The organism is Pseudoxanthomonas mexicana (assembly GCF_010093385.1).
Lineage (GTDB): Bacteria > Pseudomonadota > Gammaproteobacteria > Xanthomonadales > Xanthomonadaceae > Pseudoxanthomonas_A > Pseudoxanthomonas_A mexicana.
On the sequence record NZ_PDWV01000010.1, the window covers coordinates 1 to 16,719 of the forward strand.

Sequence of the window (16,719 nt, forward strand, 5' to 3'; positions counted from 1 at the left end):
AGTGTGTACATCCTCGGCCGGCAATGCGGGATGCCCCCGTTCCGCCCCCACTTGCGAGTTGTTCCACCTGATGGATGCCTGGCCCCGTTGCCTCGAACGCCTGGAAGCCGAATTGCCGGCCGAGGATGTACACACTTGGCTGAAGCCGCTGCAGGCCGAGCAGCGCAGCGACGCGATGGTGCTGTACGCACCCAATGCGTTCATCGTCGAACAGGTGCGCGAGCGCTACCTGGGCCGCATCCGCGAGCTGCTGGATTACTTCGCCGGCCACGATGACGTGTCCCTCGAAATCGGGTCGCGCAGCAGGGCGGCGGAGCCTTCGACCAGCGCCACGGCCCCTGCGGGCGCGGGCACGGCCGCACCTGCGGAGCCGTTCGCCGGCAACATGGACCTGCACTACACCTTCGACAACTTCGTCGAGGGTCGCAGCAACCAGCTCGGCCGCGCCGCGGCGTGGCAGGCCGCGCAGAAACCCGGCGACCGTGCGCACAACCCGCTGCTGCTGTATGGCGGCACCGGCCTGGGCAAGACGCACCTGATGTTCGCCGCCGGCAACGAGATGCGCCGGCAGAACCCGAATGCCCGCGTGCTGTACCTGCGCAGCGAGCAGTTCTTCAGCGCCATGACCAAGGCGCTGATCGAAAAGTCGATGGACCAGTTCAAGCGCCGCTTCCAGCAGGTGGACGCGCTGCTGATCGACGACATCCAGTTCTTCGCCGGCAAGGACCGCACGCAGGAAGAGTTCTTCCACACCTTCAATGCGCTGTTCGACGGCCGCCAGCAGATCATCCTGACCTGCGACCGCTATCCGCGCGAAGTGGAAGGCCTGGAACCGCGCCTGAAGTCGCGACTGGCGTGGGGCCTGAGTGTGGCGATCGACCCGCCGGACTTCGAGACGCGTGCGGCGATCGTCCTGGCCAAGGCACGCGAGCGCGGCGCACAGATTCCCGACGACGTGGCCTTCCTGCTGGCCAAGAAGATGCGCAGCAACGTGCGCGATCTGGAGGGTGCGCTCAATACGCTGGCGGCCCGCGCCAACTTCACCGGGCGCGCCATCACCACCGAGTTCGCCCAGGAAACCCTGCGCGACCTGCTACGCGCGCAGCAGCAGGCCATCAGCATCCCCAATATTCAGAAGACCGTGGCAGACTACTACGGTCTGCAAGTCAAGGACCTGCTGTCCAAGCGGCGCACGCGCTCGTTGGCGCGCCCGCGGCAGGTGGCGATGGCCTTGGCCAAGGAACTGACCGAACACAGCCTGCCGGAAATCGGCGACGCGTTCGCCGGTCGCGACCACACGACCGTGCTGCACGCCTGCCGACAGATCCGCACCCTGATGGAGGCGGACGGCAAGCTGCGTGAGGACTGGGACAAGCTGATCCGGAAACTCAGCGAGTAAGCGTGGGTCGTCCTGAGGCGACCTTCGCGTTCACGCGGTATCCGGGCCAGCGCTTCACGTTATACGGCAAGTGAGGGGGTGCTCCGTGCGCGCGGGTCGAGTGGTCGTCCACGTCGCCTGACGTGTCGTTTTCCTCTTCGAGATTGTTGCCTCAGTCCGCCACCGTACCCGTGGCGACACTGTAGGCAAGCCGGTGAACCGCGGCAACGCATAACATCGGGGACAAGCAGGCCTGCCTTCTGTGGATAAGATGTGCGTGGATTCGGGCCGGAAAGTTGTCCACAGGTTTCTGCATAGGCACACCCGACCCTGTCCACCGGGTTGAAGAAAGAATAAATCAAACAAATTCATAAGGTTATGTGGGTTTTCCCGGATTTCGGGGCCTACCATCACCACCAGCTTTTAAGCTTTTAGTCTTCAAAATCCAAAGCGAAGGGGCTCCAACACTCATGCGTTTCAGTCTGCAGCGCGAAGCTTTCCTCAAGCCCTTGGCCCAGGTGGTCAACGTGGTCGAACGCCGGCAGACGCTGCCGGTACTGGCGAACTTCCTGGTTCAGGTACAGAACGGCCAGCTGTCGCTGACCGGTACCGATCTGGAAGTGGAGATGATTTCGCGCAGCGCCGTCGACGACGCGCAGGATGGCGAAACCACGATTCCCGCGCGCAAGCTGTTCGACATCATTCGCGCCCTTCCCGATGGCAGCAAGGTGACCGTCAGCCAGTCCGGGGACAAGGTCACCGTGCAGGCGGGCCGCAGCCGGTTCACCCTGGCGACGCTGCCGGCCAACGATTTCCCCTCGGTGGATGAGGTCGAGGCGACCGAGCGGATCGAGGTGCCGGAAGCGACGCTGAAGGAACTGATCGAACGCACCTCGTTCGCCATGGCCCAGCAGGACGTGCGCTACTACCTCAACGGCCTGCTCTTCGACCTGAGCGAACGGACGCTGCGCTGTGTGGCGACCGATGGTCACCGGCTGGCCATGTGCGAGTCGCAGCTGGAAGGCGCGCCGGTGGGCAAGCGCCAGATCATCGTCCCGCGCAAGGGCGTGACCGAGCTGCAGCGCCTGCTGGAAGGCGGTGATCGCAGCCTCGAGCTGGAAGTCGGCCGCAGCCACATTCGCGTGAAGCGCGACGATGTGACCTTCACCTCCAAGCTGATCGACGGCCGCTTCCCCGATTACGCCGCGGTGATCCCGATCGGGGCGGACCGCGAGGTGTTGCTGGACCGGGAGGTATTGCGGGCTGCCCTGCAGCGCGCCGCCATCCTGTCCAACGAAAAGTACCGGGGCGTTCGCGTCGAGGTGTCGCCCGGGCAGCTGAAGATCAGCGCTCACAATCCCGAGCAGGAAGAAGCGCAGGAAGAAATCGAGGCCGACACCAAGGTGGATGGCCTGGCTATCGGCTTCAACGTCAACTACCTGTTGGATGCCCTGTCGGCTCTGCGCGACGAACATGTCGTGCTGCAGCTGCGGGACGCCAATTCCTCTGCCCTGGTCCGCGAGGCCAGCAGCGAGAAGTCACGCCATGTGGTGATGCCGCTGCGCCTCTGACGGTCCTGTTCCACGTGAAACACATCAGATCGCCCGGCCTTGTGCCGGGCGATCCGGTTTAGGGGCGCAAGAGGCGATCCGTTTGCGGCGCATCCGGGATTTCGCCCGGAGTGAGGCGTCGTGTCTGGCCTCCGTCCGCGTTCCCTGCCCCTCGCGGCCGTCCCGGCCCCGCACGCTACAATCCATCATGCCCGCACGTTTCCCCTCCCTGACCACACATATTTCGCGCCTACGCGGTGAGGGCCGGGTGGCCGCGCATGACGGGGCGGGTCTGTGCAGGTAATCCGACTGGAGGCCAGCGGCCTCAGGCGTTTCGAGCGCGTGGCGCTGGCACCGGAACCCGGACTCAACCTGATCACCGGCGACAACGGTGCGGGCAAGACCAGCCTGCTGGAGGCATTGCACCTGATGGCGTACGGCCGCAGCTTTCGCGGCCGGGTGCGCGATGGTCTCGTCAGGACGCAGTCCGAGGCCGTGGAAGTCTTCGTGGAATGGTGCGAAGGCGGCCAACTCCGGCCTCGCCGTGGCGGCCTCCGGCATACGGGACAGGCCTGGACCGGGCGGCTGGATGGCGAGAAGGTGGCCCAGCTTGGCGATCTTTGCGCAGCCCTGGCGGTCGTGAGCTTCGAGCCCGGCAGCCATGCCCTGGTGACGGGCGGCGGGGAACCGCGCCGCCGCTTCGTGGATTGGGGCTTGTTCCACGGGGAACAGGGGCGGGAGGCGGGCTTCCTGCCTCTCTGGCGACGCTATGCGCGTGCCTTGAAGCAACGCAATGCCCTGTTGAAGGCCGGCATCGGCGGCGGGCAACTCGATGCCTGGGACCACGAACTGGCTGACGCCGGTGAACCGCTTACCGACCATCGCCAGCGCTACCTGGATGCCCTGCAGCAGGACCTCACCGCTGTCGTGTCCGATCTGGCGCCCTCATTGGGTGCGGCTACCCTGGCCTTCCAGCCGGGCTGGCGGCGCCATGAACTGGCGCTGGGGGACGCCCTGCTGCTGGCCCGTGACCGTGACCGTGCGGCCGGCTACACCACGGTCGGTCCGCACCGGGCCGATTGGCGGATCGACTATTCCGCCCTGCCCCAACGTGAAACGCTGTCGCGTGGCCAGGCGAAGCTGACGGCGCTGGCTTGCCTGCTGGCGCAGGCCCAGGATTTCGCCCGTCGGCGCGGCGAGTGGCCGATCGTGGCCCTGGATGACCTGGCCTCGGAGCTGGACCGCCACCACCAGCGGCGCACCCTGGAGCGCCTGCTGGCGAGCGGGGCCCAGGTTTTCATCACCGGGACGGAACCGCCGGCAGGGCTGGCCGGCACCGGCGTCGCACCAACGCTGTTTCACGTGGAACACGGCGCTGTGCAGCGTCTCGGATAACCCGGTCGCCGGGGCTAAGTGCGCACCAGTGCTATAATTCCGCTTTGATCCCTTGGCCTGCGTAGCGCGCCCACCGACCCGGTGACGCGACGCCCGCCTTGCAGCCGACACGAAGCGAATGACCGACGAAACGACCTCTTCTGCACCGAACGGCAATACGTACGACGCCAACAGCATCACCGCACTGGAAGGTCTGGAAGCGGTCCGCAAGCGCCCCGGCATGTACATCGGCGACGTGCACGACGGCACGGGCCTGCACCACATGGTGTTCGAAGTCGTCGACACCTCCATCGACGAAGCCCTGGCGGGCCATGCCGACCACGTCGCCGTGACGATCCACGCCGATGGCTCGGTGTCGGTATCCGACAATGGCCGCGGCATTCCGGTCGGCAAGCATGCGCAGATGAGCGCCAAGCTGGGGCGCGAGGTGTCTGCGGCCGAAGTCGTCATGACGGTCCTGCATGCCGGCGGCAAGTTCGACGACAACAGTTACAAGGTTTCCGGCGGCCTGCACGGCGTCGGCGTCAGCGTGGTCAACGCGCTCTCCGAGAAGCTGCAGCTGGACATCTTCCAGGGCGGGTTCCACTACCGACAGGAATACAGCAACGGCGCCGCGCTGGGGCCGTTGAGCCAGGTCGAAAGCACCACCAAGCGCGGTACCACCCTGCGCTTCTGGCCATCGGTGACGGCGTTCCACGGCAACGTCGAATTCCATTACGACATCCTGGCCCGCCGCCTGCGCGAACTGTCGTTCCTCAATTCCGGCGTCAAGATCGTGCTGGTCGACGAGCGTGGCGAGGGTCGTCATGACGATTTCCACTACGAAGGCGGCATCCGCAGCTTCGTGGAGCATCTGGCGCACCTGAAGACGCCGCTGCACCCCAACGTCATCGCGGTCAGTGGTGAGCAGAACGGCATCACGGTGGAAGTCGCCCTGCAGTGGACCGACGCCTACCAGGAAACGATGTTCTGCTTCACCAACAACATCCCGCAGAAGGATGGCGGTACCCACCTGATCGGCTTCCGTGCCGCGCTGACGCGCACGCTGACCAATTACATCGAACAGAACGGGATCGCCAAGCAGGCCAAAGTCAATCTGTCCGGCGACGACATGCGCGAAGGCATGATCGCCGTGTTGTCGGTGAAGGTCCCGGATCCGAGCTTCTCGTCGCAGACCAAGGAGAAATTGGTCAGTTCCGACGTGAGGCCGGTCGTTGAAAGCACGTTCGGCGCACGTTTGGAGGAGTTCCTGCAGGAACACCCGCACGAGGCCCGCGCCATCGCCGGCAAGATCGTCGACGCCGCCCGCGCCCGCGAGGCGGCGCGCAAGGCGCGCGACCTGACCCGCCGCAAGGGCGCGCTGGATATCGCCGGCCTGCCCGGCAAGCTGGCCGACTGCCAGGAGAAGGATCCGGCGCTGTCCGAGCTCTTCATCGTCGAGGGTGACTCGGCCGGTGGTTCCGCCAAGCAGGGTCGCAACCGCAAGAATCAGGCGGTGCTGCCGCTGCGCGGCAAGATCCTCAACGTGGAGCGCGCGCGCTTCGACCGCATGCTGGCCAGTGCCGAAGTCGGCACGCTGATCACCGCGCTCGGCACCGGCATCGGCAAGGACGAGTACAACCCGGACAAGCTGCGCTACCACCGCATCATCATCATGACCGACGCCGACGTCGACGGGTCGCACATCCGCACGCTGCTGCTGACGTTCTTCTACCGGCAGATGCCGGAGTTGATCGAGCGTGGTCACGTCTACATCGGCCTGCCGCCGCTGTACAAGCTCAAGCAGGGCAAGCAGGAGCTGTACCTGAAGGACGACGCGGCTTTGAACGTCTACCTGGCGAACAACGCGGTGGAAGGCGCGTCTCTGATTCCCGCCGACGGCGAGCCGCCGATCTCAGGCGAAGCGCTGGAGAAACTGCTGCTCGTCTTCACGACCGCGCGCGACGCTATCGCACGCAACGCGCACCGCTACGATCCGGTGCTGCTGGAGTCGTTGATCGATTTCACTCCGCTCGATGCCGAACACCTGCAGCAGAACATCGACGAGCGGCATGAACTCGATGCTCTCGAAGCCAAGCTCAACCGCGGCAGCCTGGGCAGTGCGCGCTATTCGCTGACGCTGCAGTCGGCCACCGAGCAGCGCCCCGCCGCACTGCTCGCCACGCGCCGCCACATGGGCGAGGAGCTGGTGCAGGTGCTGTCGCTGTCGGCGTTCGAGAGCGGCGAACTGCGTCCGCTGCGCGAAGCCGCTGCGCTGCTGCACGGTCTGGTGCGCGAAGGTGCGCAGGTCCTGCGCGGCAACAAGGCGCAGCCGGTGGCCACCTTCGCCGAGGCGCAGGCCTGGCTGATGGAAGAAGCCAAGAAGGGGCGCAGCATCCAGCGCTTCAAGGGCCTGGGCGAAATGAATCCCGAGCAGCTGTGGGATACCACGGTGAACCCGGACACACGCCGCCTGCTGCAGGTCCGCATCGAGGACGCGGTAGCCGCCGACCAGATCTTCAGCACCCTGATGGGCGATGTGGTCGAGCCGCGACGCGAGTTCATCGAGGACAACGCGCTGAAAGTGTCCAACCTCGACGTCTGACGCCGCCATGAGCCAGGTCCGCACACCGGAGGCCGCGACGGTGCCGTTGCCGCTGCGCAGCGTACTGCCGGCGTTCGGCCTGGACGTCGGCATCGCCATGGCGCTGGCCGTTTCCATCATGATGGCGGGCCTGTTCGGATGGGCGGCATGGCGTGGCATCCAGCTGGCGCAAGCCGCGGAGGGCGCGCCGGGTGCGACCGCGCTGCAGTCCACGCTGGGCGCGCCGCCGGTACTGTTCCTGATCGTGATGACGTTGCTCAGCACGGGGGGCACTGCCCTGGTGCTGTACCTGTGGCGCCGCCGCGCGACAGCGGCCGAACGGCGAGGATCCGCTGAGCGGCTGCGCCGGCCTGCCACCTGGCTTTGGGCGGCAGGTGCGGGACTGGCGACCTTCCTCTTCAGTTCGCTCATGAGCGCCGGCGGTCGCGCGCTCGGACTGGACCTGCAGGCCAGCAACCTGGACCTGATCCGCGAAGGCTTCGCGCGATTCCCCGTGTTCCTGGCGCTGTTCGCCGTGGTGCTGGCGCCGCTGTACGAAGAGCTGCTGTTCCGGCGCGTCCTGTTCGGACGGCTATGGCATGCGGGATGGCCGGTACTGGGCATGGCGCTGAGCAGCGTGATCTTCGCGCTGGTCCACGAAATGCCGGGGCTCAACGGCAAGCCGGCCGGCAGCACGGCCTTCCTGATCCTCGTCTACGCCGGCATGGGGGCGATCTTCGCCTGGGTGTACCGCCGCACGGGAACCCTCTGGGCACCGATTGCGGCCCACATCCTGAACAATGCGATAGCGCTGGCTGTCCTGCAGGTTTACGGCAGTGCGCCGGTCTAATGTGATTGACGAAAGTTTAAGACACGCTTGCCCAGACTCTGGCCCCACGCAATATCGCAGGGGGCGAGCATGAAACACCGGATTCTCGGAACGGCCATGGCGCTGGCGCTGACCGCATGCGCCACCACCACCTCGCCCACCGGCCGCACGCAGATGGTCGGCGGCGTCTCCCAGGCGCAACTGGACCAGCTGGGCGCGCAGGCGTTCGCCGAAACCAAGGCGAAGGAAACCCTCAACCGCGATGCACGCCAGAACGGCTACGTCACCTGCGTAGTGAACGCGCTGGTGCGCCAGCTGCCGCCCGAACAGCGCCGCGTCGCCTGGGAAACCGCCGTCTTCGCCGACAACGAGCCCAATGCGTTCGCGTTGCCGGGCGGCAAGGTCGGTGTCAACACGGGGATCTTCACGGTCGCCACGAACCAGGACCAGCTGGCCGCCGTCCTGGGCCATGAAATCGGCCACGTGATCGCACGGCATCACGAAGAACGCATCACCCGCCAGATGGGTGCGCAGGCAGGTCTTGGCGTACTGGGTGCGCTGGCCGGTGCGCGCTATGGCGAAGGTGCGGCCAACACGGTCAACCAGCTGGGCGGAATGACCGCGCAGGCCGCCTTCCTGCTGCCGGGCTCGCGTACGCAGGAAAGCGAGGCCGATGTCGTCGGCCAGCGGCTGATGGCGCAGGCGGGCTTCGATCCCCGCCAGGCCGTCGGACTCTGGCAGAACATGATGGCCGCCAGCGCGAATCGGCCGCCGCAGTGGTTGTCCACGCATCCGGATCCCGCCAACCGGATCCGCGAGCTGCAACGCGATGCTCCCTCCCTCGTGCCCACGTACGAGGCGGCCAGGAAGGCCGGAAACGTGCCGAAATGCGGCTGACACACGGCTCGGTATTGCTGCTAAGCAGCACTCGAAACGGTATCCGCCCATCCTCGGTTTCTGTTAGCTTTGCCGGCCCCGCACGTCGGCGGGATGCCTTGTCATCTCCCGCATGGCCCATGAGGTTTAGACATGAAGCTCCGTAATTCCAAGACCACCCTGCTCAGCCTGGCCCTGGTGGCCGCGTTCTGCGGTGGCGCTGTCCTCGATGCGAACGCGGCCCGCCGCGGCGAGCAGAAGAAGGAGGAAGTCCTGTTCCCGGACACGACGCGGCAGGAACCCGAGGCCAAGGGCTCACCCAAGGTACTGACCAAGCTCAACAAGCTGATCGAGGCCTACAACAAGGCGCTCGACCAGGAAGACGAAGCCAAGGCCACCGCCGGCTACACCACCGCCCGCACGCTGGCGGACGAGATCATCGCCAACGGTTCGGCGAACGCTTACGACAAGGCGCTCGCGGCCCAGATCGCCTCGCAGGCCGCGCTGAACACCGACGATGAAGCCGCTGCCGAGGGCTACCTCAAGCAGGCCATCGATGCCAACGCCCTGGGCAACAACCAGCACTTCCAGCTGATGCTGCAGCTGGCCCAGCTGCAGCTGCAGAAGGACGACTACACCAATGGTTTCGCCACGCTGGACAAGTACCTGGCCGAATCCAAGAGCAAGCGCCCGGCCGATTTCGCCTTCAAGGGCCAGTACCTCTACCAGGCCGACCGTTTCGCCGAGTGCATCCCGCCGTTGAAGCAGGCCATCGAGACCTCGACCAATCCGGAAGACAAGGTCGACAACTGGACGCAGATCCTCATGGTCTGCTACCAGGAAGCCGGACAGCTGGCCGAAGCGGTCAAGGTGGCCGAACAGCTCGCCGCCAAGTCGCCCAACGACAAGCGCGCGCAGATGAACCTTGCCAGCATCTATCTGAATTCCGAGCAGGAGGCCAAGGCGGCCGCCGTGCTGGAGAAGCTGCGCGCCGCCGGCCTGATGACGGAAGAGAAGGACTACCGCCAGCTCTACCTGACCTACGCCAACATGGAAGGCAAGGAGAAGGACGTCATCTCCGTGGTCAACGAGGGTCTGCAGAAGGGCGTCGTGAAGCCGGACTACCAGACCTACTTGGCCCTGGCGCAGGCGTACTACTACTCAGAACAGATTCCGCAGGCGATCGAGGCTTGGCAGAAGGCGGCGCCGCTGTCCAAGGACGGCGAAACCTACCTCAACCTCGCCCGCGTCCTGTGGCAGGAAGGCCGCATCCCGGAAGCCAAGGTGGCCGCCCGCGCCGCGCTGGACAAGGGTCTGAAGAAGCCCGACGACGCCAAGAAGATCATCGCGCTGCCGTAACGCGATTCCGTGACACCGAAGGCCAAAAATCCGTACGGATGATGGCACCGGAGCGTCGGATTGGTATAAGCTGAGGGTTCCGCCGGTGAAAACCTCACCGGCAGGGCCCAGAATCAACGAGGCGTCTAGGCGCCCGTATCAACCTTGAGTTAATTGGCGCATGGCTGAACAACTGGTCATCAACAGGTACCGGGAAGAAGAAGAGGACACCAGCCTCAACTGGCCCCGTATCATCGGTATTGCCTTCGTGATCGCGTTGCATGCAGCCGCCCTGCTTGCGCTGTTGATCCCGGCCGTCGCTCCCCCGGCGGAAAAGGAGCAGGAGCGCCGCACTTCGGTCGTCATCGTCGATGCGCCGCCGCCGCCGGTCAAGACCCTGGCGCCGCCCAAGACCACGCCGCTGCCGCCGCCGCCGGAAGCACCGCCGGTCGACGTCGCCGAACCGCGTCCCACCGACATCGTGACGCCGCCCTCGCCCCCGGCTCCGCCGGCGCCGATCGCCGACGTCGCCGCCACGGTGGACATCTCGTCGAAGAACATGAACCCGCCGCGTTACCCGCCCGCCGCTGCGCGCGCCGGTATCGAAGGCACGGTCATCCTGATCATCGACGTGGATGCCAACGGCAACGTGACCAACGTGGCGGTGGAAAAGTCCAGCCGCAACCGCGATCTGGACCGCGCCGCGATGGAAGCCGCCCGCAAGTGGCGCTTCAATCCGTCGGTGGTCAACGGGCAGAAGGCCGCAGGCCGTGTCCGCGTGCCGGTCGATTTCAACATGGGGTGAGTGCGGCTTCCGCCCTCTTCCCGTTTAGTTCGTAACCCGCAACACTCTCAATCAACACTTATATAAAGGTAAGCGTCATGCTGCAGGAAACCCTTTTCGCCGCCGCCGCCGGGGGCACCAACGCCGCGAATGCCCTGTCGCAGATGGGCTTCGAGCACATGATCAGCGAAATGATCAACAAGCCCGGCGAATTCATCGTCTCCTGGGTCGTGCTGTTGACCCTGGTGATCATGTCCGCGATGTCCTGGTACTGGACCGTCATCAACGTGCTGCGCAGCACCCGCCTGAAGGGCCAGGCCGACCGCGTGACCAGCGCCTTCTGGGAAACCCCGAACGCGCAGGACGCCATCCGCCTGATGGAAGAACAGCCGAAGAACGAGCCGTTCTCCAAGATCGCCCTCGACGCCGCCCAGGCCGCCGCGCACCACCAGCGCGCCGAAGGTTCGGGCCAGGGCATGGGTGAAACCCTGAGCCGCTCGGAGTTCGTGGACCGCGCACTGCGCCAGGCCGTGACCCGCGAGAGCACCAACCTGCAGGGCGGCATGACGCTGCTGGCCACCGTCGGTGCGACCGCGCCGTTCGTGGGTCTGCTGGGTACGGTGTGGGGCATCTACGGCGCCCTGATCCGCATCGGTGCGACCGGCCAGGCCTCGATCGACGCCGTTGCCGGCCCGGTGGGTGAAGCGCTGATCATGACCGCCATCGGTCTGTTCGTCGCCATCCCGGCCGTGTTCGCCTACAACTTCTTCAGCAAGACGAACGCGGCCGTCATCGCCAAGTTCGATACGTTCGCGCACGACCTGCACGACTTCTTCGCCACCGGCTCGCGCGTTCGCTGAGCCGGCGGTACAAGCAGTCAACGCAACGTTTAGACGGAGCCCGTCATGGCTTTCAGTAGTGGTAATAGCGGTGGCCCGATGGCCGAGATCAACGTCACGCCCCTCGTGGACGTGATGTTGGTGCTGCTGATCATCTTCATCATCACGGCGCCGCTGATGTCGCACAAGGTGAAGATCGAACTGCCCGAGGCGAACCTGGTCCAGGACAAGGACAAGGAAGCGCCCAAGACCCCGCCGATCACCATCTCCGTGAAGGAGAATGGCGACCTGTTCTGGGGCGACGAGCCGGTCAGCAAGGAAATCCTGGAATCGCGCCTGTCCAGTGCGGCCCAGCTGCAACCGCAGCCGAAGCTGAACCTGCGCGGCGACAAGACGACCAAGATGGGCACCATCGCCGAGGTCACCAAGATTGCCCAGAGCCAGGGCATGCTGGACATCGGCTACGTGGCCACGAAAGAGAAGGGGCAGTAAGCCATGGCATTCAGCAGTGGTGGAAGCAAGGGTCCCATGGCCGACATCAACGTCACGCCCCTGGTGGACGTGATGCTGGTGCTCCTGATCATCTTCATCGTGACCGCTCCGATCATGACGTACCCGATCGAAGTGGCCCTGCCGCAGCGCGTGATCAACCCGCCGCCGCAGGTGCGCGAGCCGCCGCCGCCGATCGACCTGCGGATCAACGCGGACGGTACCGTGTACTGGAACAACAGCCCCGTGAACGTGGCCGACCTCCAGCGGAAGATGGAAGACGAAGTGCAGCGCGATCCGACCAACCAGCCGGAGCTGCGCATCGAAGCGAACTCGGAAGCGCATTACGAAGTGATGGCCAAGGTCCTGGCCGCCGCCAAGAACGCGCAGATGATGAAGATCGGTTTCGTGCAGTAACCCTGACGCGCAACTTACCTTTGAACGCCGCCCACCCGGGCGGCGTTTTTTATTGGGCAGCCCCACCCTCTTGCGGGGGCGCGGGGACGGGCGTAGCGTCGGGGGTACGGTCCGACAGAGGAGGTGTGCCATGGCGTTCTCCGCTCCCGCAAGCCGTCGTGAACTGGCCGAGATCAACATCACGCCCCTGGTGGACGTGATGCTGGTCCTGCTGGTGATCTTCATGGTCACCGCGCCGCTGCTGTCCCGCCCCATCGACGCGCAGCTGCCACAACCCGTCCCGGATGCACAGCGCGTACCTCCGAACGACCTGGTCCTCAAGCTCGGGCTGGCCGGCGACTACACGCTGGACGACCGCCCCGTCTCGCTGGCCGAACTGCGCGTTCGTCTGGAAGACGCACGCATCGCCGATCCGGAGACGGTCCTGCAGGTGGAGGCCTCCGCCGGCGCCGACTACCAGCAACTGGTCAGCGCACTGGCACAGGCGCACGCCAGCGGCATCGGGCACATCGTGATGAGGGACTGACCGGCACCGGCCGCGGGAGATACTCAGCCGCGGCCACCGCCCGCCTGCGTCCCGCGCAGGATCTGCAGGTAGGCCTTCACGGTCGCATCGAGTCCGGCGTACAGGGCTTCGCCGATCAGGGCGTGGCCGATGGACACTTCGAGTACCCCCGGGACGTTGGCCACGAACATGCCCAGGTTGTCCTGGCTGAGGTCGTGCCCCGCGTTGACGCCCAATCCCAGGGCTTGCACCTGGCGTGCGGTCGCGGCACAGCGGGCCAGCTCGGTGGCCGCGTCACCGCGGGCGGCGGCTTCGGCAAAGGGGCCGGTATAAAGCTCGATCCGGTCCGCGCCCATCCGTGCCGCCTGCTCCAGGCCTTCGCAGCCGGCGTCGACGAACAGGCTGACCCGGCAGCCCATGGCCTTCAGCTGGGCCACGAGCGGCTGTAGGCGCGCGCCGTCGCGCGCGAAATCGAAACCATGGTCCGATGTGATCTGCCCGTCGCCATCCGGTACCAGGGTCGCCTGCGCAGGGCGTACTGCCTCGCACAGTGCAAGGAAGCCGGGATACCCCGCACGCGGCGGCGCGAAGGGGTTGCCCTCCACGTTCAATTCCACGCCGCGCTCGCGCGTCAGTGCCGACAGCGCATGCACGTCGGCGCTGCGGATGTGCCGTTGGTCCGGACGCGGATGAACGGTGATGCCATGTGCGCCGGCCGCCAGGCAGGCCCGCGCCGCGCGCACGACATCCGGCTCGTTGCCGCCACGGGAATTGCGCAGTACCGCGATCTTGTTGACGTTGACGCTGAGCTGGGTCATGACGCGGGAGGCTCGGCGGGAGGCGCCGCGCTCGCGCGCCGTGCCTCGGCGATCTCGCGCAGCCGGCGCAGTTCCGCCGGGTCGATCATCATCGAAGGATCCTGGCTGCCCTCGCCGGCGCGACGCGCATACCAGCCCATGATCCACACCACGAACAACACCAGCGACGCCAGCAGGGCGACCACCATCACCGGCGTCGAGGTGACCGTGAAACCGACATACAGCGCGCCCACCGCCATCAACAGGAAGAGCCAGTGCATCATCCACCCCCGGGTTGCTGGCGGCATCTTAACGCCTCGGCCGCAGGCCAAAAACCGCCGTGCTTCACAGCAACGGCGACAGCAGGCGGGCCAATGCCTCGGGCAGGCGGTGCCGCCACAGCGAGCGGTCGCGCTGCACCTCCACCGGCTCGCACGCGGCGATCTCGCCCTCCAGCCATTGCGCCAGCGTGCCCGCCACCCCGCGGTCGCGGAACATCATGGAGATCTCGAAGTTGAGGCGGAAGCTGCGGTGGTCGAAGTTGGCGCTGCCGATGATGGCCAGCCCGTCGTCGCAGAGCATCGCCTTGCTGTGCATCATGCGCGGGCCGTACTCGTACACTTTCACGCCCGCGGCGATGAGCTCGTCGAAATACGAACGCGCCGCCAGCGTCACCAGGCGCGAATCGCTCACCTTCGGGACCACCAGGCGCACGTCCAGTCCGCCCAGTGCCGCCGACGTCAGCGCCATGCGTGCGGCTTCGCCCGGCACGAAATAGGGCGTGACCAGCCATACGCGCTGTTTCGCCTCGTGGATGGCCGCCACCTTCATCCGGTGGATCGGCTCCCACGCCGAATCCGGCCCCGACACCAATGCCTGGGCGGCGATGCCTCCGCGGATGTTGGCGTCGGCCGCACTCCACAGCCGTGTGCCCTGGAAGTCCTTGCGCTGCTGCCCGGTGGCGTACACCCAGTCCTCCACGAACACCTGCTGGATGCTGCGGACGATCTCGCCCTCCAGCCGCAGGTGCAGGTCGCGGTAGGCGTCCCCGCGCAGGGACTCGTCCTCGTCGTCGGTCACGTTGATGCCGCCGGTGAAGGCGATGCGGCCGTCGACCACGACGATCTTCCGGTGCGTGCGCAGGTTGAGCCAGGGCCGGGTGAAGGGCCGGAACCGGGTCGGATGGAACCAGGCGTACTCGCCGCCGGCATCCACCAGCGGCCGCAGGGCGCGTTTCTTCAACCGGTTGGAGCCCACCGCGTCGAGCAGCAGGCGCACCTTCACGCCTTCACGCGCCTTCGCCGTCAGCGCCTCCAGCACGCGCTGGCCCGTCCTGTCCCCGTTGAAGATGTAGTACTCCAGGTGGATGTGGTTCTCGGCCGCCGCGATCGCGTCCAGGATGGCCTGATACGTCGCACAGCCGTCCACCAGCTGCTGCACCGACGTCGCCGACGAGGGCGGCAGACCGGTGATCTTCTGCGCGAGCATCGGCAGCTCGGCACTGTTGCCATCGGTGGGTGCAAACACCTCGTAGCGGTCCAGGCCCGCTCGAGCGCGCGTGCGGCGCAGCTGGTGACGTTTGATGCGCTGGGGGCCGAGCAGGAAGTAGATCAGGTAGCCGATGTACGGCAGCAGGGCCAGCGACAGCAGCCAGCTGAGGGTGGCCACCGGCTCCCGCTTCTGCAGGACGATCCAGGCGCACAGCGGCACCAGGTAGAGCAGCCACGCGCCGGTGATCCACCACTGCAGGTGCGGCAGCGAACCGAGGACGTCGCGGAGGGTACCGAGGGCATCGTGCATACGCCGATTCTATGCGGTCGCCGGGCTTGCGACGCGGGCGGCGTAAGCTGCGCCGATGACGACGCGCACTCGACCGGGCATCAAGGGACGCGGTTCCACCGGCTACCTGCCGGGCCGCTTCGCCGTGACCAAGGCGGACGCGGTCGACGATGGCTGGCACGACGCCGACACCGAGGGCGACCCGTCATCGTCTCCCCATACCGTGCTGCACGAGGAAGTCGCGCGCAGCGTCATCACCCGCAACTCGTCGCCCGACATCCCGTTCGAGCAGTCGCTCAACCCCTACCGGGGCTGCGAGCACGGGTGCAGCTACTGCTTCGCGCGTCCGTCGCATGCCTATCTCGACCTGTCGCCCGGCCTGGATTTCGAAACCCGGATCTTCGCCAAGACCAACGCGCCCCAGATCCTGCGCCAGGAGCTGTCGAAGCGGGGCTACCGGCCCAGCCCGATCTCGCTGGGCATCAATACCGATGCCTACCAGCCGACCGAACGCAAGCTGCAACTGACCCGCCGCATCCTGGAAGTGCTGGCGGAGACGAAGCATCCGGTTTCGCTGATCACCAAGAATGCGTTGATCGAACGCGACCTGGACCTGTTGGCGCCGATGGCACGGGAGAACCTCGTGCATGTCTACCTGTCGATCACCACGCTCGACAACGGCCTGTCCTCGCGGCTGGAGCCGCGTGCGTCCGCGCCGCACAGCCGCTTGAAGACGGTGGCGCGGCTCAGCGAGGCGGGCGTGCCGGTGGGTGTGATGTTCGCCCCGGTGATTCCCTGGGTGAACGACCACGAACTGGAAGCAGTGCTCGAAGCATCGCGCGATGCCGGCGCCACGGCGGCGGGCTACGTGCTGCTGCGCCTGCCGCACGAAGTCGCGCCGCTGTTCCGCGACTGGCTGCAGACCCACCTGCCCGATCGTGCCGCGCACGTGATGAGCACCGTGCAGCAGCTGCGCGGCGGCCGGGATTACGACAGCCGCTTCGGCACCCGCCTGCGCGGCGAGGGCGTGTACGCCGACCTGCTGGCGCGGCGGTTCGCGCTGGCGTTGAAGCGCTTCGGCTTCGAAGGACGGCGCCATCCTCCGTTCGACTGCACCCGCTTCGCGCCGCCGCGTGCGCCATCGCCGCAGGGCGAACTGTTCTGACGCACGGCACGGATC

General features: G+C 66.3%; 16 protein-coding genes. 13 read left to right on the top strand and 3 right to left on the bottom strand.

The genetic code is table 11. From position 1 onward, the window contains the following. Positions 1-70 precede the first annotated feature (70 nt). The 12 genes from dnaA to CSC76_RS05545 all read left to right on the top strand — a co-directional run bounded on the left by dnaA (position 71) and on the right by CSC76_RS05545 (position 12,984). Positions 71-1,399, top strand: a complete 1,329-nt coding sequence (gene dnaA / locus CSC76_RS05490) for a chromosomal replication initiator protein DnaA (RefSeq protein WP_162109030.1) — start codon at positions 71-73, stop codon at positions 1,397-1,399. 449 nt (positions 1,400-1,848) lie between these two features. Beyond that, positions 1,849-2,949 carry a DNA polymerase III subunit beta gene (gene dnaN, locus CSC76_RS05495; protein WP_162109031.1) on the top strand — a complete coding sequence of 367 codons (1,101 nt, stop codon included), beginning with the start codon at positions 1,849-1,851 and terminating at the stop codon, positions 2,947-2,949. 273 nt (positions 2,950-3,222) lie between these two features. Further along, positions 3,223-4,323 carry a DNA replication/repair protein RecF gene (recF, locus tag CSC76_RS05500; protein ID WP_162109032.1) on the top strand — a complete coding sequence of 367 codons (1,101 nt, stop codon included), beginning with the start codon at positions 3,223-3,225 and terminating at the stop codon, positions 4,321-4,323. Between the two features lie 118 nt (positions 4,324-4,441). Continuing rightward, a complete protein-coding gene (gyrB, locus tag CSC76_RS05505) occupies positions 4,442-6,907 on the top strand; it encodes a DNA topoisomerase (ATP-hydrolyzing) subunit B (protein ID WP_162109033.1) in 2,466 nt (821 codons plus the stop codon). 7 nt (positions 6,908-6,914) lie between these two features. Beyond that, the gene (locus tag CSC76_RS05510) at positions 6,915-7,736 is read left to right on the top strand and encodes a CPBP family intramembrane glutamic endopeptidase (RefSeq protein ID WP_162109034.1); all 822 of its coding nucleotides are present in this window, start codon (positions 6,915-6,917) and stop codon (positions 7,734-7,736) included. A 69-nt stretch (positions 7,737-7,805) separates the two neighbouring features. Beyond that, positions 7,806-8,612: a M48 family metallopeptidase gene (locus CSC76_RS05515; RefSeq protein WP_162109035.1), complete on the top strand. Its 807-nt coding sequence runs from the start codon at positions 7,806-7,808 to the stop codon at positions 8,610-8,612. A gap of 132 nt (positions 8,613-8,744) precedes the next feature. Then, positions 8,745-9,950 carry a tetratricopeptide repeat protein gene (locus CSC76_RS05520; RefSeq protein WP_162109036.1) on the top strand — a complete coding sequence of 402 codons (1,206 nt, stop codon included), beginning with the start codon at positions 8,745-8,747 and terminating at the stop codon, positions 9,948-9,950. A 160-nt stretch (positions 9,951-10,110) separates the two neighbouring features. Beyond that, entirely contained in the window at positions 10,111-10,734 is a 624-nt protein-coding gene (locus tag CSC76_RS05525) for an energy transducer TonB (RefSeq protein WP_162109037.1), read from the top strand. Between the two features lie 77 nt (positions 10,735-10,811). Continuing rightward, positions 10,812-11,573, top strand: a complete 762-nt coding sequence (exbB, locus tag CSC76_RS05530) for a TonB-system energizer ExbB (protein ID WP_162109038.1) — start codon at positions 10,812-10,814, stop codon at positions 11,571-11,573. Positions 11,574-11,618: 45 nt separating this feature from the next. Beyond that, on the top strand, positions 11,619-12,044 hold the full coding sequence (locus tag CSC76_RS05535; RefSeq protein WP_162109039.1) for an ExbD/TolR family protein: 426 nt from the start codon (positions 11,619-11,621) through the stop codon (positions 12,042-12,044). Positions 12,045-12,047: 3 nt separating this feature from the next. Further along, on the top strand, positions 12,048-12,458 hold the full coding sequence (locus CSC76_RS05540; protein WP_162109040.1) for an ExbD/TolR family protein: 411 nt from the start codon (positions 12,048-12,050) through the stop codon (positions 12,456-12,458). A gap of 130 nt (positions 12,459-12,588) precedes the next feature. Then, positions 12,589-12,984 carry an ExbD/TolR family protein gene (locus CSC76_RS05545; protein WP_162109041.1) on the top strand — a complete coding sequence of 132 codons (396 nt, stop codon included), beginning with the start codon at positions 12,589-12,591 and terminating at the stop codon, positions 12,982-12,984. Positions 12,985-13,007: 23 nt separating this feature from the next. Here the strand turns inward: CSC76_RS05545 and CSC76_RS05550 are convergent, their stop codons facing one another. From CSC76_RS05550 to cls, 3 genes are all read right to left on the bottom strand, one after another. Next, on the bottom strand, positions 13,008-13,781 hold the full coding sequence (locus CSC76_RS05550) for a pyridoxine 5'-phosphate synthase (protein WP_162109042.1): 774 nt from the start codon (positions 13,779-13,781) through the stop codon (positions 13,008-13,010). Further along, positions 13,778-14,041 carry a hypothetical protein gene (locus tag CSC76_RS05555; RefSeq protein WP_162109122.1) on the bottom strand — a complete coding sequence of 88 codons (264 nt, stop codon included), beginning with the start codon at positions 14,039-14,041 and terminating at the stop codon, positions 13,778-13,780. Before CSC76_RS05555 ends, CSC76_RS05550 begins: the two co-directional genes overlap by 4 nt. A gap of 64 nt (positions 14,042-14,105) precedes the next feature. Beyond that, the gene (gene cls, locus CSC76_RS05560; protein WP_162109043.1) at positions 14,106-15,560 is read right to left on the bottom strand and encodes a cardiolipin synthase; all 1,455 of its coding nucleotides are present in this window, start codon (positions 15,558-15,560) and stop codon (positions 14,106-14,108) included. A 55-nt stretch (positions 15,561-15,615) separates the two neighbouring features. Between cls and CSC76_RS05565 the strand changes: the two genes are divergently transcribed. Beyond that, positions 15,616-16,704 (top strand): PA0069 family radical SAM protein, encoded by a 1,089-nt coding sequence (locus CSC76_RS05565; RefSeq protein ID WP_162109044.1) that lies wholly within the window; start codon positions 15,616-15,618, stop codon positions 16,702-16,704. Positions 16,705-16,719 lie beyond the last annotated feature (15 nt).

Bases quoted from the DNA above. Each gene is read 5' to 3' on its own strand.
- CSC76_RS05525 (WP_162109037.1), top strand. From the start codon at position 10,111: ATGGCTGAACAACTGGTCATCAACAGGTACCGGGAAGAAGAAGAGGAC.
- cls (WP_162109043.1), bottom strand. From the start codon at position 15,560: ATGCACGATGCCCTCGGTACCCTCCGCGACGTCCTCGGTTCGCTGCCG.
- exbB (WP_162109038.1), top strand. From the start codon at position 10,812: ATGCTGCAGGAAACCCTTTTCGCCGCCGCCGCCGGGGGCACCAACGCC.
- CSC76_RS05510 (WP_162109034.1), top strand. From the start codon at position 6,915: ATGAGCCAGGTCCGCACACCGGAGGCCGCGACGGTGCCGTTGCCGCTG.
- dnaN (WP_162109031.1), top strand. From the start codon at position 1,849: ATGCGTTTCAGTCTGCAGCGCGAAGCTTTCCTCAAGCCCTTGGCCCAG.
- gyrB (WP_162109033.1), top strand. From the start codon at position 4,442: ATGACCGACGAAACGACCTCTTCTGCACCGAACGGCAATACGTACGAC.
- CSC76_RS05545 (WP_162109041.1), top strand. From the start codon at position 12,589: ATGGCGTTCTCCGCTCCCGCAAGCCGTCGTGAACTGGCCGAGATCAAC.
- CSC76_RS05550 (WP_162109042.1), bottom strand. From the start codon at position 13,781: ATGACCCAGCTCAGCGTCAACGTCAACAAGATCGCGGTACTGCGCAAT.
- CSC76_RS05565 (WP_162109044.1), top strand. From the start codon at position 15,616: ATGACGACGCGCACTCGACCGGGCATCAAGGGACGCGGTTCCACCGGC.
- CSC76_RS05515 (WP_162109035.1), top strand. From the start codon at position 7,806: ATGAAACACCGGATTCTCGGAACGGCCATGGCGCTGGCGCTGACCGCA.
- dnaA (WP_162109030.1), top strand. From the start codon at position 71: ATGGATGCCTGGCCCCGTTGCCTCGAACGCCTGGAAGCCGAATTGCCG.
- CSC76_RS05555 (WP_162109122.1), bottom strand. From the start codon at position 14,041: ATGCACTGGCTCTTCCTGTTGATGGCGGTGGGCGCGCTGTATGTCGGT.
- CSC76_RS05535 (WP_162109039.1), top strand. From the start codon at position 11,619: ATGGCTTTCAGTAGTGGTAATAGCGGTGGCCCGATGGCCGAGATCAAC.
- CSC76_RS05520 (WP_162109036.1), top strand. From the start codon at position 8,745: ATGAAGCTCCGTAATTCCAAGACCACCCTGCTCAGCCTGGCCCTGGTG.
- CSC76_RS05540 (WP_162109040.1), top strand. From the start codon at position 12,048: ATGGCATTCAGCAGTGGTGGAAGCAAGGGTCCCATGGCCGACATCAAC.